This window comes from Brucella sp. TWI559 (genome assembly GCF_039674265.1).
In the GTDB taxonomy this organism is placed as follows: domain Bacteria; phylum Pseudomonadota; class Alphaproteobacteria; order Rhizobiales; family Rhizobiaceae; genus Brucella; species Brucella chromiisoli.
This window is the reverse complement of record NZ_JBDJNE010000014.1, coordinates 23,766-36,111: the sequence shown is the minus strand read 5'-3', so window position 1 is coordinate 36,111 and position 12,346 is coordinate 23,766. Positions and strand designations below refer to the sequence as shown.

Sequence of the window (12,346 nt, the reverse complement as noted above, 5' to 3'; positions counted from 1 at the left end):
TGTTTGATCTGCATTTACACCTTCGAACGACCGGCCTTTTCCTCAAGGCCCGTCTGTGCCGTGCGGCGCTGCAACTCTGCAAGAACCTCATTGAGCGGGACGTCTGCAATCTTCAGAACCACCAGCAGATGATAAAGCAGGTCGGCGCTTTCCGTGACCACTTCCGCGCGGTTTCCCTCAACGGCTGCAATCACCGTTTCAACGGCCTCTTCGCCAAGCTTTTTGGCAGCGCGCGTCTGGCCCTTGGCCACAAGACTTGCCGTATAGGATGATCCATCCGTTGAATTTGCACGCTCTGCGACGATGCGTTCAAGGTCGGAAAGGGTGAACTCGCTCATCGGATTTCCTTTAGGCTTTTGCGCATGGCGTTATCGGAAAACCGGTTCCCACGTTTCCGCGACATGCTGTATAATCAACGGACCGGATCGAGCCGCATCGGAATGCCAGCCTCGGCCATATAGCGCTTGGCTTCGCCAATCGTATAGGTGCCGAAATGGAAGATGGATGCTGCAAGAACCGCGGTTGCATGACCATCACGGATGCCTGCCACCAAGTGATCCAGATTGCCAACGCCGCCCGAAGCGATCACCGGAACGCGCACGCTGTCTGCAACAGCCCGCGTCAGTGCCACGTCATAGCCGGCCTTGGTGCCATCACGGTCCATCGAAGTCAGCAGGATTTCACCGGCACCCAGGCTCACCACCTTCTGCGCAAATTCCACCGCATCAATGCCGGTCGTCTGGCGGCCGCCATGGGTAAAGATTTCCCAGCGATCGCTCTCGCCTTCACCCGAAACCTTTTTGGCATCAATGGCCACAACGATGCATTGATTGCCAAACTTATCAGCGGCTTCCGCAACAAATTCCGGGTTCTTGACCGCAGCCGTGTTGATCGAAACCTTGTCGGCTCCGGCAAGCAGCAGCTTGCGAATATCAGCCACCTGACGCACGCCGCCGCCAACGGTGAGCGGCATAAAGCACTGTTCGGCTGTACGGGCGATGACATCGAAAATTGTCTCGCGATTGTCCGAAGACGCCGTGATGTCGAGGAAGCACAATTCGTCCGCGCCCGCCGCATCATAGGCGCGCGCTGCTTCCACCGGATCACCGGCATCGATCAGATCGACAAAGTTGACGCCCTTAACGACACGGCCGTCTTTTACATCGAGGCAGGGTATCACGCGTGCTTTCAGCATTTTTGTCCTCGATCTGCCGTGTCTCTTTTTAGCTTTGCCTGTCCTCGCGGTCCGGCCTGCGCCGGACTATTCGCTGCGGGCAGCCGGTGGCGCCCGTCTTTCACGTCGAGACAAGGGATTACGCGTGCTTTGAGTGTCATGCTGCGGCCCTCAACAGGGATAGTGCTTCTGCCGGATTGATACGGCCATCATAAAGCGCGCGACCAGAAATTGCGCCTTCAAGCTTACGGGCATCGGGTGCGGCGAGGCGTTTGATGTCCTCCATGGAGGCAAGACCGCCCGAAGCGATCACCGGAATGGAAACGCTGTCTGCAAGACCAAGCGTTGAATCCCAGTTGATGCCAGCCAGAACGCCGTCACGGTCGATGTCGGTATAGATGATCGCTGCAACACCTGCACCTTCAAATTTTTTCGCCAGTTCCACCACCCCAAGCTCAGAGGCTTCCGCCCAGCCTTCAACCGCGACATAGCCGCCCTTGGCGTCAATGCCGACGGCAACCTGACCCGGAAATTCCTTGCAGGCCTCAATCACCAGCGCCGGATCGCGCACGGCGACTGTGCCGAGAATGACGCGGCGCAGCCCCTTGGAAAGCCAGCTTTCGATATGCTTGAGTGTGCGGATGCCGCCGCCAAGCTGAACCGGATTTTTGGTGGCTTTGAGAATGGCTTCAACAGCCTTGCCGTTGACGCTTTCGCCAGCAAAGGCACCGTTGAGATCGACCACATGCAGCCATTCAAAGCCCTGATCCTCAAAAGCTTTGGCCTGTGCGCCAGGGTCTTCATTGTAAACGGTCGCCTGATCCATGTCGCCAAGCTTGAGGCGCACGCATTGACCGTCTTTCAAATCGATAGCGGGGAAAAGGATCATATCTTCAAGGCTTCCATTTCAGGAAATTGGCAATGAGCGAGAGACCGAGCAACTGGCTCTTCTCAGGATGGAACTGCGTGCCGATCATGTTGTCGCGGCCCACCGTTGCAGTCACATCACCACCGTAATCGGTGACGGCCAGCACGTCGGCTTTGTTCTTCGCGTCGAACATATAGGAATGCACGAAATAGGCATGCAAGCCGTCCTCGCCGGTGTGGATACCATCAAAGACCGGGTGCGAATGTTTCACGTGAATCCTGTTCCAGCCGATCTGCGGAATTTTGAGCGTTGGGTCGGATGGCGTCATTTCACGCACATCGCCGGCAATCCAGCCGAGACCTTCGCTCACTTCCTTTTCAAGGCCGCGTTCGGACATCAATTGCATGCCCACACAGATGCCAAGAAACGGATGCGCCTTTTTCAGAACCACATCGTCCAGCGCCTCCACCATGCCAGGAACCGCATGAAGGCCACGGCGGCAATCGGCATAGGCACCGACACCCGGCAGCACGATGCGATCGGCACTCGCCACACGATCCGCATCCGCTGTGAGTTCGATGTCCGCTTTCACACCGCTTTCATGGGCTGCACGCTCAAAGGCCTTGGTGGCCGAGCGAAGATTGCCGGAACCATAATCGATAATTGCAACACGCATTTTCAGTTTTCTCCGCGATGACCGACAAATCCGATCGTCGAGCCAAATGAGGAATAGGTGGGACGAGGGGCCTCTTGCGCCCATTTAGGTTGGGGCGTTTCGTTGAGAGCCGTGGTTGGCTGCGCCGCATCTTCGAGACCGTAGAAATAGCGCATTTCCGCTTCTTCCAGATCAGCCGCATCGATGACTGCTTTCTCGCCAAACCCCTGCCGCTTGAGTTTTGCAATCTTCCAGTTGGCGCCTTCCAGCGCCACAAAGAGCGAAAACACCAAGGTGATCAGGGGAACCGCATTGGAGATGCCAAGCATGGCACCGGCAAATCCAAGCAGGATCGTTAGACCCAAAACCGCAAAAGCCTCAAACCACAGTCGCTGCAACAACAGCCAGACAACAGGCAGGATCAGCGCCAAAGTATAGAATCCGTCGCGCACAAAGACAGAGTTTTCAGCGCCGTCAGCGCCTTCTTTCTCCAGAACGACGAATTGCGCCATTGGCTTATCCCTTCAGCGACCCCTTGGTCGAAGGAATTGCATCCTTCTGACGCGGATCGGTTTCCAGTGCCGTGCGCAAAACCCTTGCGACAGCCTTGAAGATCGATTCTGCAATATGATGATTGTTGGCACCATAGTGATTGTTGATATGCAGCGTAATGCCTGCATTCATCGCAAAAGCCTGGAAGAACTCGCGCACCAGCTCGGTGTCGAAAGTGCCGATCTTGGCTGTTGTGAAAGTCACGTTCCAGACCAGAAAGGCACGGCCCGAAACATCGACCGCAGCACCCGTCAACGTATCGTCCATAGCAAGATCCATCGATGCATAACGCACAATGCCGCGACGCTCACCCAGCGCCTTTGCCAAAGCCTGACCAAGCGCAATGCCCGTATCTTCCACCGTGTGGTGATCATCGATATGCAGATCGCCTTTGGCCATGACGCGCATGTCGATGAGCGAATGTCGCGAAAGCTGCTCCAGCATATGATCGAAGAAGCCGACACCGGTTGTAATGTCGAACTTGCCGTTGCCGTCCAGATCGACAGAAACGGCAATGCTCGTTTCTTTTGTTGAACGTTCGATACTTGCTTTGCGGGCGCTTTCAGCCGTCATAGCATTTCCTCTGTTGAAATCTTTTGGCGTTCTAGAACAGCTGGCCGCTTTTGCCAATGCTTTTAGAACTGCTCGCAACATTCTGAATTTTATTCACGCACATTTTATCCAAAAACCGGCTCCCGCTTTTTGGAATGCGGTCTCCCCAGCAGCGCATTTTACCCAAAAACCGGTTCCCACTTTTTGGAATGCGGTTTCCCCAGCAGCGCATTTTACCCAAAAACCGGTTCCCACTTTTTGGAATGCGGTTTTCCCAGCAGCGCATTTTACCCAAAAACCGGTTCCCACTTTTTGGAATGCGCTGTTAGCCATTTGCATTTTGCCAGATGGTTCTTAAATATTCACAACGAAACCCGATTCCGTTCGCGCTTGAGCCAAAGGAAAGAGGCTTCCCCATATCAGGGGTTTATGCGTTTGCCAGATGGAAACCTGTAAGCCGCCAAAGGAGTGATCCATGATCGAACACAATCCCACGACAATTTACGGCACGACCATTGTTACCGTTCGCAAGGGTAACAAGGTGGTCATCGCCGGTGACGGGCAGGTCTCGCTCGGCAACACCGTGATGAAGGGCAATGCGCGCAAAGTGCGCCGCATCGGCAAAGGCAATGTCATTGCCGGTTTTGCAGGCGCAACCGCAGATGCCTTCACACTGCTTGAGCGCCTTGAAGCCAAGCTCGAACAATATCCTGACCAGCTGATGCGCGCTTCTGTCGAGCTTGCCAAAGACTGGCGTACCGACCGCTATCTGCGCAAGCTCGAAGCCATGATGCTGGTTGCCGACAGCAAGGTGACGCTGGCATTGACCGGGACGGGCGATGTGCTTGAACCCGAACATGGCGTCATGGCCATTGGATCGGGCGGCAATTATGCGCTGGCGGCAGCGCGCGCGCTGATCGACACCGACAGGAATGCCGAAGAAATCGCCCGTAAAGCAATGGAAATTGCCGCCGATATCTGCATCTACACCAATCACAGCATTCTGGTTGAAAGCCTCGACGCCGAATGACCGCACCCGTGCAAGCCTCAACCTCTGGCAAACAGCGTTGGGCTTGGGTGCTTTGATCGTCATCGGCTGCAACCTTCCGCTCAACGTGATCATGCCGCTGCATCCGTTCGAGTTCATTAAGCAGTGGCAAAGTGGAATTTAATCATGACCAATTTCTCCCCCCGCGAGATCGTCTCCGAGCTTGACCGCTTCATCATCGGCCAGAACGATGCCAAGCGCGCCGTGGCCATTGCTTTGCGCAATCGCTGGCGCCGGCAGCAGCTGGAAGGCCAGATGCGCGAAGAGGTCATGCCAAAAAACATTCTGATGATTGGACCGACCGGTGTTGGCAAGACGGAAATTTCGCGTCGTCTCGCCAAGCTTGCCGGTGCGCCTTTCATCAAGGTCGAGGCCACCAAATTTACCGAAGTCGGCTATGTGGGCCGCGATGTCGAACAGATCATCCGTGATCTGGTTGAAGCAGCGATTGGTCTCGTGCGTGAAAAGAAACGCGAAGATGTGAAGGCCAAGGCCCATATCAATGCTGAAGAGCGCGTGCTTGACGGTCTTGTCGGCAAAACGGCAAGCCCCGCCACCCGCGAAAGCTTCCGCAAGAAGCTGCGTGATGGCGAGCTGGACGACAAGGAAATCGAAATCGAAGTGGCCGATACGGGGTCAGGCCAGAATTTCGAAATTCCGGGTATGCCCGGTGCCAATATCGGTATGATCAATATTGGCGATATTTTCGGTAAGGCGATGGGTGGGCGCACCAAGACGCGCAAGACCACAGTCAAGGATTCCTATGCCATCCTGATTAATGACGAGTCCGACAAGCTGCTTGATCAGGATCAGCTTATTCAGGAAGCCCTGCGTTCGACTGAAAATGACGGCATCGTCTTCCTTGACGAAATCGACAAGATCGCAGCGCGCGAAGGCGGCATGGGAGCGGGTGTGTCACGCGAAGGCGTGCAGCGCGATCTGCTGCCGCTTGTTGAAGGCACCACTGTTGCAACAAAATATGGTCCGGTGAAAACCGACCATATCCTGTTCATCGCATCGGGCGCGTTCCATGTCTCAAAACCGTCTGACCTTTTGCCGGAATTGCAGGGACGTCTGCCGATCCGCGTGGAACTGAGTGCACTGACGCGCGAAGATTTCCGCCGGATTCTGACGGAAACCGAAGTCAGCCTGATCAAGCAATATATTGCGCTGATGGCAACGGAAGAAGTGAAGCTCGATATTACCGACGATGCGATTGATGCTCTGGCCGATATTGCGGTTGATCTCAACTCAACGGTCGAAAATATCGGTGCGCGCCGCTTGCAGACGGTGATGGAGCGCGTTCTGGACGATATTTCCTATAACGCCCCCGACAAGGCCGGTTCGGAATTCAAGGTGGATGGGGATTATGTCCGCGAAACCGTTGGCGATCTTGCCAAGAATACCGATCTTTCGCGCTTCATTCTGTAAAACTAAAAAGTGACCGGAAAGCCACGCTGCGGTGGCTTTCGCCTCAAAGACAAGAAACCCCTCGACTTCATCGAGGGGGTTTTTTAATTTGCCGCCAAATTTACATATCATTTACCCTGTTGAGGCCGTTTTCCCGCAATGACCCGTCGACTGAACCGTATTGCAGGCATCTGCCTCGCCATCGCTTTCTCCTGCCAGAGCGCCCTTGCAGCCGTAAGCGTGCCACCCGGCAACCGCAACGCCGAACAGCCGCCCATTCCCGGCGCTTCCGCCAAGCGCACCAAGGAATTAAGCACCACCTATGAAGCCAAATATCGCAAGATTTATAATCTTCTGAAAAAGGATGCTTCGCTGCGCTCAAAGATCAAGTCGACGGCTTCGGCTTACGGCATTGATCCGATCCATATTGTCGGCGCGATTGTTGGCGAACACACCTATAATGTCGATGTCTATGACCGCTTGCAGACCTATTACGTCAAGGCGATGTCCTATGTGAACCAGGGCGTGAGCTTTGGCTATAATGGCGAAAGCATCGGCCAGTTCGTCAAGCGCCCGGAATTTTCCGAGTGCCTCAGATTCAAGGACAGCTATTCGCTGTGGGGCTGCCGCGAAACAGTCTGGAACAAGCAGTTCCGCGGCAAATCCGTGGGCGGCAAAAGCTATCCGAACAACCGCTTCAGTGCCGTGTTCTTTCAGCCCTTCTATGCTGGCCAGACTTTCGGCTTAGGCCAGATGAACCCGCTGACGGCCTTGCAGATGTCGGACATGGTGAACCGCGTTTCCGGCCTGCCAAAGCTTGATGCCGATAATGGCAACGCGGTCTATAAAACCATCATGGACCCGGATCTGACGCTGCCCTATATCGCAGCGACGCTCAAACAGTCGATCACCGCCTATCGTCAGATTGCCGATTTCGACATTTCAAAAAACCCCGGCATTACCGCCACGCTTTACAATACGGGTGGGGCCGATGCGCGCGCCCGCGCGCTCGCCAATGAAAATGCAAAGCGCAAGGCCTCGGGTCAGCCGCCCCTGATGCCGCAGGAAAATTATTATGGCTGGCTGGTCAATACCAAGCAGGATGAGCTGAAAGCGCTATTTTAAGCCACGGCGGCGCTTACGCGCCGCCTCAATTTCTTCGCTAAGATGTTTGATCGTTTCCCGATCAATGACACGGATATTGCGCGCCAGAAGATTGGCAAGCTCGGTTGCCTGTGGCGACAGACCGGATGTGTCAATCACCACCCGCGGATGCGAAATCGTTGCAAGATCCTGAAGCTCTTCCGCTTCATCCCAGATAATATTGAAATAGGTGATGATGCGTTGCAGCATATCCCAGGTTGGCTGGCCACGCCGCCCATGTTCCAATGCTGACAAATAGGCCGGGGACACACGCAGCGCTGCTGCCATTTCCTTCTGGGTAACATTGCGCTCTTCCCGCAATTCCCGCAATCGCTTGCCGAACGGCGTCATCGCAGCAGCCCCCCATTCTGCGTTTGCTTGCGCAGCCGCACATAAAGCGCACCATGACCACCATGATGATGCGCTGCATCTTCATAGGCGCTGACCAGAAGCCGGAACAAGGGCGTTGAGAACCAGTGCGGCACGGCCTGTTTGAGCACGCCCTCACTGCCGAATGATCGGCCTTTTCCGGTAATCACCATCACATGCTTGAGCCCACGCGCGTGGGCGCTGAGCAGAGAGCCGTAAAGCAGCTCATAAGCATCGTTCTGTGTCAGCCCGTGCAGATCGATACGCGCTTCAATATCCACACGCCCTTTGGAAATTTTGCGATGGGTGGGCCGATCAAAGGCATGGATCGGCATTTCCTTAAGCGAGCTGACCTTCTTTTTTGGTGGCTGCGTCTCAGCCACAGGCGAGGGCGCTTTTTTCACAGGCTTCTTCTCTGCCTCCTGCGCAATCAGTTCGCTAAAAACCGAAAGCTCTTCAGCCTGAAGCTTTTTGCCAGCCAGTGGCTTGGCTGTCTTTGCAACCGTTTCCCAGAGAATGCGATCCTCGGGCTTGAGATAATCTTTTGCGGGTTTTTCGTTGTTGGAGGTCATCGATTAATTCCGCAAACTGCGCGCGGGACGAGCGCATAAAAATCAGCTTTGTCTTTTATGCCGCCTGCAATTTCACCGGCTTCATCCCCGGACCCTGCAAAGAGATCGCCGCGGGCCGGGCCAACAATTGCCGTGCCGGTATCCTGCGCAATCATCAGCCGGGAGAAGGGCGCGTTGTCAAATTTGGTCACAGTCGGCGCATCAACATAAAATGGCGTTCCGAAAGTATGCAAAAACCTGTCCACGGCGATAGAGCGTCCGGCGGTCAACGGAACCTTGGCGGCCGCAATCTGCCCAAGATGCGGATCATCAACGGCTGCTTCGCGGAAAAAGATATAGGAACGGTTCTGCCAAATGAGGTCATCCGCCTTTTCGGGATGATCTTTGAGCCATTGGCGGATTGTCTGCATAGAAATCTGATCAGCCGGAATTTCGCCTTCCGCTACCAGAATACGCCCGATCCCCGTAAATGGATGGCCGGTTTTGGCAGCGAAGGTAATCCGCATAAAACTGCCATCGGTCAGCTTGAGCCGTGCCGCACCCTGAACATGCGCAAAGAACGCATCGACCCGATCGGCAACATAAGCAAGCTCCAGCCCACGACCTCTGAGGCTGCCTTGCTCGATTGTGCGGCGGTCATCATATTCTAAAAGACCATCGGGCGTTTGGCGCGCAAAAGCATATGACGCATCAAGTCCCAAAGGACGGTTTTCGTCCGTGACTTTCACAAGATCATCGGGCTTTTTTAAAAATGGCACCGTAAAATGCGCGTCTGGTGTGCGTGATGCTTCGATCTCCGGCTCGTAAAAAGCGGTGACAAAGCCTTGGGCATCAATGCGGCACGGAACAAAATGCGCTTCGAAAAAACCACGCGCCTGCGCTGTGTTTGGGTTATCAAGCAATCGTGCAGCAGCAAAAGCCGGTTCAAGCGCCTTAAAAGAAATACCGAGACTGCCGCTGTTATAGCGGTTGTGTTGCGCATAATCGGCCGAACGGCGAAAGGCCGAAAAGGCGTGTGCCTGATCGTCCCGATCCCAGCCCGGGCAATCGGAAAAGCCCAGCGGGTGGAATAGTTTCGACAATTGGTTCACAGCCGGATCCGTAAAACGCGCTATTTAAAAGGGCCACTCAATTAGCGGCCCTTGGTCTTCACTCTCTTAATCTTCTGCTTCGGTCGCCACAAGCTTCCAGTTTGGATCGCGCAAACGGGTGTCGCGGACAAAGGTCCACAGATCGCGGATTTCAACCACATTTTCCTGATCGCCTTCAACCACATTACCGTTCTTGTCGAGTGTGGACGAAATCATCTGGCTGACAATGTTCAGCGTCACATGCGCCTCCGATCCCTTCATTTCGGCATTGGCGATTTCCGCCTTATCGATGCCAACAAAGGTGGAACGTATGGTTTCACCGCGTGCTTCGCGCTCATCAATCGCCGAAACAAATCCTTCATAGACTTCCCTGGACAAAAGATTTTGCAGAACATTGCGATCGCCATCGGCAAAAGACATGACGATCATTTCGTAAGCGATCTTCACGCCATCCACAAAACTCACCGGATCAAAAGATGGATCGGCGGCCTTGATGGAACGCAGCCCATCATTGACCGGTGTGCCGACCGGCGCAATTTTATCGATTGCGCTATAATCTTTTTCGCCGGAACGCTGCGGCAGGGAAACAACATTATCCGTTTCGCCGCCACTGGTCTGTGTGTCGGAATTACGGGCAGATGTATAGGGATCAACCGGCGGCTTTTCATTTCCAGTACGACGACCGAGAACATTGCGCAGCTGGAGAAATATCACCACCGCTGCGATGAAGAAAAATATCGTACCAAAATCAAAAAATTCCATACCGCCTGCCACCATTTAACGGATAACGATCACGAATCCCGCTCCCGCCATCAATTTCTTTCAATATACATATAGATCGCCTTGATTGATCATTCAAATCCCGATCACGCATACCTATTTGTTTTTAGGCGTATCTTATTGCGAAAACCGCTTTTCACTTTTCGGAATGCGCTCTATCTGCAAATTCATGATAGACTGAAGATCTTTGATGAAAACATCAATAAACATAGGATCATAACTGCCGTGTCCTTTTCCTTTGCCCCTCTGCTCATGCTGGCAATGCCGTTCATCGAAATTGCCGGCTTTGTGATTGTCGGCAGTAAAATCGGTGTTCTGGCAACGCTGGGTCTTGTCGTTCTAAGCACGATGCTCGGTTTTTTCCTGCTGCGCGTGCAGGGTTTCGGGCTGTTGCAGCGCATCCGCGCGGAAAGTGCTGCGGGGCGCGTGCCGGATCGCGAAATGATGCATGGCGCCATGATCGTGGTTGCTGCCATCATGCTGATCGTGCCCGGCTTTGTCACAAGCGCCATTGGCCTGCTGCTTTTCGTGCCCTTCATTCGCGATCTTGTCTGGAACCGATTTGTGCGCAATCGTCTCGTCGTTGCCACAGCGTCCACCCGCTATTCGGAAGCCTATCGTCCTTATGAGCGCAAAGAGAATAACGTGATCGACCTCGACCCGGAAGATTATACAGCAAAGCCGGACGAAAATTCACCGTGGAATCCTGACCCCAAGGATCGTTGATTGCGCAATTACTAACCTAAAAACGGTTTCTTGCCTCATCTACCCACACATGCTAGCCAAGCATCGCTGCTTTACAGGCAATCAGATTAATCACAATAAAAGAAGGCATTCCGATAATGGCAAAAACGCCGAGCGATAAGCCCGTAGCGGACGAAGCAAAGAACGGCAATGGCGCAGCCACCCAGCCGTCCCTCAACATTCTGGCCCAGTATATCAAGGATCTTTCCTTTGAAAGCCCCGGCGCGCCTCTGTCGCTGCGCCCACGCGACAAAGCGCCTTCGATCAACATCAATGTCAATGTAAACGCCAACCCGCTTTCCGAAACGGATTTCGACGTTGTTCTGACACTCGAAGCCAAGGCTGTGGACGGCAAGGATGTTCTGTTCAACACCGAGCTGACTTATGGCGGCGTATTCCGCATTCAGGGCATTGCGCAGGAACATATGCTTCCGCTGCTGTTTATCGAATGCCCACGTCTGCTGTTCCCATTTGCCCGTCAGATCGTTGCTGATGCAACGCGCAATGGTGGCTACCCACCACTGATGATCGATCCAATCGATTTTGCACAGATGTTCCAGAGCCGTATAGCTGAAGAAGAAGCCAAGAACGCTGTAAAGAGCTGATCTTGCGTTGATATCAAAAGAAAACCCCGCTTTTTGCGGGGTTTTTTTATGAAGAATACTTCTTCCAGATCGCCTTATCACCCATTTTGGCAACAAGGGCATCATGCGCGGCACGCTCTTTTTCACTGATGCGGGGTGCAAGCGGCACAGGGCGCTGACGCAGCGCAATTCGGCTGGCATGATCAGCGCGATCATCATTGCCGGAATTGTCAGAGGAGCTCAGACCGAGAGCTGTCTGCTTTCCGCCAATCAGTTCGATGTAAACTTCAGCCAGAATTTCAGAATCGAGCAATGCGCCGTGCAATGTGCGGTGTGAATTGTCGATGCCATAACGCTTGCAAAGTGCATCCAGCGAATTTGGCCCCATCGGATTTCGACGGCGCGCAAGCGCAAGCGTATCGACAATGCGATCAACGTCTATTTCCGGCTTACCCAGGCGGCTCAATTCGGCATTGATGAAACCAAGATCGAACATGGCATTATGCGCGACAAGCTTTGCGCCATCGAAAAATTCCATGAATTCATCGAGAATATCGGCAAAAGTCGGCTTGTCGAGTAATTGCTCATCGGTGATCCCATGAACCGCGAGCGCATCCGGATGAACCTTGCGCCCCTGTGGGTTGATGAATTTATGAAAGGTTCGGCCCGTGGGAAAGCGGTTGATCATTTCCACGCCACCGATTTCGATCACCCGATCCTCAAGCCGTTCAAGGCCAGTGGTTTCCGTATCGAAAACGATCTCACGCATTGAAAAACCTCTTAAATGATTGTTCGTTATAGCAC

Annotated in this window: 17 protein-coding genes and 1 pseudogene; 7 read left to right on the top strand and 11 right to left on the bottom strand. The window is 53.9% G+C overall.

The window, feature by feature from the left end; genetic code table 11:
- Positions 1–14: 14 nt before the first annotated feature.
- The 6 genes from ABE530_RS15450 to hisB form a co-directional block, all read right to left on the bottom strand.
- A complete protein-coding gene (locus ABE530_RS15450; protein WP_499695098.1) occupies positions 15–338 on the bottom strand; it encodes a phosphoribosyl-ATP diphosphatase in 324 nt (107 codons plus the stop codon).
- Positions 339–412: 74 nt separating this feature from the next.
- Positions 413–1,195 (bottom strand): imidazole glycerol phosphate synthase subunit HisF, encoded by a 783-nt coding sequence (hisF, locus tag ABE530_RS15445; protein WP_265982456.1) that lies wholly within the window; start codon positions 1,193–1,195, stop codon positions 413–415.
- Positions 1,196–1,331: 136 nt separating this feature from the next.
- A complete protein-coding gene (hisA, locus tag ABE530_RS15440; RefSeq protein ID WP_265982455.1) occupies positions 1,332–2,063 on the bottom strand; it encodes a 1-(5-phosphoribosyl)-5-[(5-phosphoribosylamino)methylideneamino]imidazole-4-carboxamide isomerase in 732 nt (243 codons plus the stop codon).
- 4 nt (positions 2,064–2,067) lie between these two features.
- Positions 2,068–2,718 carry an imidazole glycerol phosphate synthase subunit HisH gene (gene hisH, locus ABE530_RS15435; RefSeq protein ID WP_265982454.1) on the bottom strand — a complete coding sequence of 217 codons (651 nt, stop codon included), beginning with the start codon at positions 2,716–2,718 and terminating at the stop codon, positions 2,068–2,070.
- Positions 2,719–2,720: 2 nt separating this feature from the next.
- Complete coding sequence (locus ABE530_RS15430; protein WP_499695097.1) at positions 2,721–3,209, bottom strand: DUF2628 domain-containing protein; 489 nt, start codon at positions 3,207–3,209, stop codon at positions 2,721–2,723.
- Between the two features lie 4 nt (positions 3,210–3,213).
- Positions 3,214–3,822 (bottom strand): imidazoleglycerol-phosphate dehydratase HisB, encoded by a 609-nt coding sequence (gene hisB / locus ABE530_RS15425; protein ID WP_499695096.1) that lies wholly within the window; start codon positions 3,820–3,822, stop codon positions 3,214–3,216.
- Between the two features lie 13 nt (positions 3,823–3,835).
- Here hisB and ABE530_RS15420 point away from each other — a divergent pair, with 13 nt between their 5' ends.
- The 5 genes and pseudogenes from ABE530_RS15420 (at position 3,836) to ABE530_RS15400 (ending at position 7,384) form a co-directional block, all read left to right on the top strand.
- Positions 3,836–4,159, top strand: a complete 324-nt coding sequence (locus ABE530_RS15420) for a hypothetical protein (RefSeq protein WP_499695095.1) — start codon at positions 3,836–3,838, stop codon at positions 4,157–4,159.
- A 117-nt stretch (positions 4,160–4,276) separates the two neighbouring features.
- Entirely contained in the window at positions 4,277–4,831 is a 555-nt protein-coding gene (hslV, locus tag ABE530_RS15415) for an ATP-dependent protease subunit HslV (RefSeq protein ID WP_265982450.1), read from the top strand.
- Positions 4,832–4,892: 61 nt separating this feature from the next.
- A pseudogene (locus tag ABE530_RS15410) lies at positions 4,893–4,973 on the top strand (DUF2585 family protein); the annotation flags it as partial.
- A 2-nt stretch (positions 4,974–4,975) separates the two neighbouring features.
- Positions 4,976–6,280 (top strand): ATP-dependent protease ATPase subunit HslU, encoded by a 1,305-nt coding sequence (gene hslU / locus ABE530_RS15405; protein WP_265982449.1) that lies wholly within the window; start codon positions 4,976–4,978, stop codon positions 6,278–6,280.
- A 138-nt stretch (positions 6,281–6,418) separates the two neighbouring features.
- The gene (locus ABE530_RS15400; RefSeq protein ID WP_499695094.1) at positions 6,419–7,384 is read left to right on the top strand and encodes a DUF1402 family protein; all 966 of its coding nucleotides are present in this window, start codon (positions 6,419–6,421) and stop codon (positions 7,382–7,384) included.
- Here the strand turns inward: ABE530_RS15400 and ABE530_RS15395 are convergent.
- The 4 genes from ABE530_RS15395 to ABE530_RS15380 are packed head-to-tail and all read right to left on the bottom strand — an operon-like array spanning position 7,376 to position 10,196.
- A complete protein-coding gene (locus tag ABE530_RS15395; RefSeq protein WP_499695093.1) occupies positions 7,376–7,753 on the bottom strand; it encodes a helix-turn-helix domain-containing protein in 378 nt (125 codons plus the stop codon). The genes ABE530_RS15400 and ABE530_RS15395 overlap by 9 nt on opposite strands.
- Positions 7,750–8,343 carry a Smr/MutS family protein gene (locus ABE530_RS15390; RefSeq protein WP_499695092.1) on the bottom strand — a complete coding sequence of 198 codons (594 nt, stop codon included), beginning with the start codon at positions 8,341–8,343 and terminating at the stop codon, positions 7,750–7,752. The genes ABE530_RS15395 and ABE530_RS15390 overlap by 4 nt, the downstream gene beginning before the upstream one ends.
- Positions 8,340–9,458 carry a murein transglycosylase A gene (gene mltA / locus ABE530_RS15385; protein WP_499695125.1) on the bottom strand — a complete coding sequence of 373 codons (1,119 nt, stop codon included), beginning with the start codon at positions 9,456–9,458 and terminating at the stop codon, positions 8,340–8,342. Before mltA ends, ABE530_RS15390 begins: the two co-directional genes overlap by 4 nt.
- A 42-nt stretch (positions 9,459–9,500) precedes the next feature.
- Positions 9,501–10,196: a Tim44/TimA family putative adaptor protein gene (locus tag ABE530_RS15380; protein ID WP_499695091.1), complete on the bottom strand. Its 696-nt coding sequence runs from the start codon at positions 10,194–10,196 to the stop codon at positions 9,501–9,503.
- A gap of 243 nt (positions 10,197–10,439) precedes the next feature.
- Here ABE530_RS15380 and ABE530_RS15375 point away from each other — a divergent pair, with 243 nt between their 5' ends.
- Together ABE530_RS15375 and secB are read left to right on the top strand one after the other, a co-directional pair.
- Positions 10,440–10,940, top strand: a complete 501-nt coding sequence (locus ABE530_RS15375) for an FxsA family protein (protein WP_499695090.1) — start codon at positions 10,440–10,442, stop codon at positions 10,938–10,940.
- 116 nt (positions 10,941–11,056) lie between these two features.
- Positions 11,057–11,563: a protein-export chaperone SecB gene (gene secB, locus ABE530_RS15370; RefSeq protein ID WP_499695089.1), complete on the top strand. Its 507-nt coding sequence runs from the start codon at positions 11,057–11,059 to the stop codon at positions 11,561–11,563.
- 46 nt (positions 11,564–11,609) lie between these two features.
- On the opposite strand, the gene dnaQ is transcribed toward secB, so the two are convergent.
- Positions 11,610–12,311 (bottom strand): DNA polymerase III subunit epsilon, encoded by a 702-nt coding sequence (dnaQ, locus tag ABE530_RS15365; RefSeq protein ID WP_265982440.1) that lies wholly within the window; start codon positions 12,309–12,311, stop codon positions 11,610–11,612.
- Positions 12,312–12,346: the final 35 nt, after the last annotated feature.

Excerpts from the sequence above, each read along its gene's own strand:
- hisA (WP_265982455.1), bottom strand. The coding sequence starts at position 2,063 with ATGATCCTTTTCCCCGCTATCGATTTGAAAGACGGTCAATGCGTGCGC.
- hslV (WP_265982450.1), top strand. The coding sequence starts at position 4,277 with ATGATCGAACACAATCCCACGACAATTTACGGCACGACCATTGTTACC.
- hisH (WP_265982454.1), bottom strand. The coding sequence starts at position 2,718 with ATGCGTGTTGCAATTATCGATTATGGTTCCGGCAATCTTCGCTCGGCC.
- ABE530_RS15390 (WP_499695092.1), bottom strand. The coding sequence starts at position 8,343 with ATGACCTCCAACAACGAAAAACCCGCAAAAGATTATCTCAAGCCCGAG.
- ABE530_RS15395 (WP_499695093.1), bottom strand. The coding sequence starts at position 7,753 with ATGACGCCGTTCGGCAAGCGATTGCGGGAATTGCGGGAAGAGCGCAAT.
- ABE530_RS15430 (WP_499695097.1), bottom strand. The coding sequence starts at position 3,209 with ATGGCGCAATTCGTCGTTCTGGAGAAAGAAGGCGCTGACGGCGCTGAA.
- hisB (WP_499695096.1), bottom strand. The coding sequence starts at position 3,822 with ATGACGGCTGAAAGCGCCCGCAAAGCAAGTATCGAACGTTCAACAAAA.
- ABE530_RS15380 (WP_499695091.1), bottom strand. The coding sequence starts at position 10,196 with ATGGAATTTTTTGATTTTGGTACGATATTTTTCTTCATCGCAGCGGTG.
- ABE530_RS15450 (WP_499695098.1), bottom strand. The coding sequence starts at position 338 with ATGAGCGAGTTCACCCTTTCCGACCTTGAACGCATCGTCGCAGAGCGT.
- hslU (WP_265982449.1), top strand. The coding sequence starts at position 4,976 with ATGACCAATTTCTCCCCCCGCGAGATCGTCTCCGAGCTTGACCGCTTC.
- ABE530_RS15400 (WP_499695094.1), top strand. The coding sequence starts at position 6,419 with ATGACCCGTCGACTGAACCGTATTGCAGGCATCTGCCTCGCCATCGCT.
- dnaQ (WP_265982440.1), bottom strand. The coding sequence starts at position 12,311 with ATGCGTGAGATCGTTTTCGATACGGAAACCACTGGCCTTGAACGGCTT.
- secB (WP_499695089.1), top strand. The coding sequence starts at position 11,057 with ATGGCAAAAACGCCGAGCGATAAGCCCGTAGCGGACGAAGCAAAGAAC.
- hisF (WP_265982456.1), bottom strand. The coding sequence starts at position 1,195 with ATGCTGAAAGCACGCGTGATACCCTGCCTCGATGTAAAAGACGGCCGT.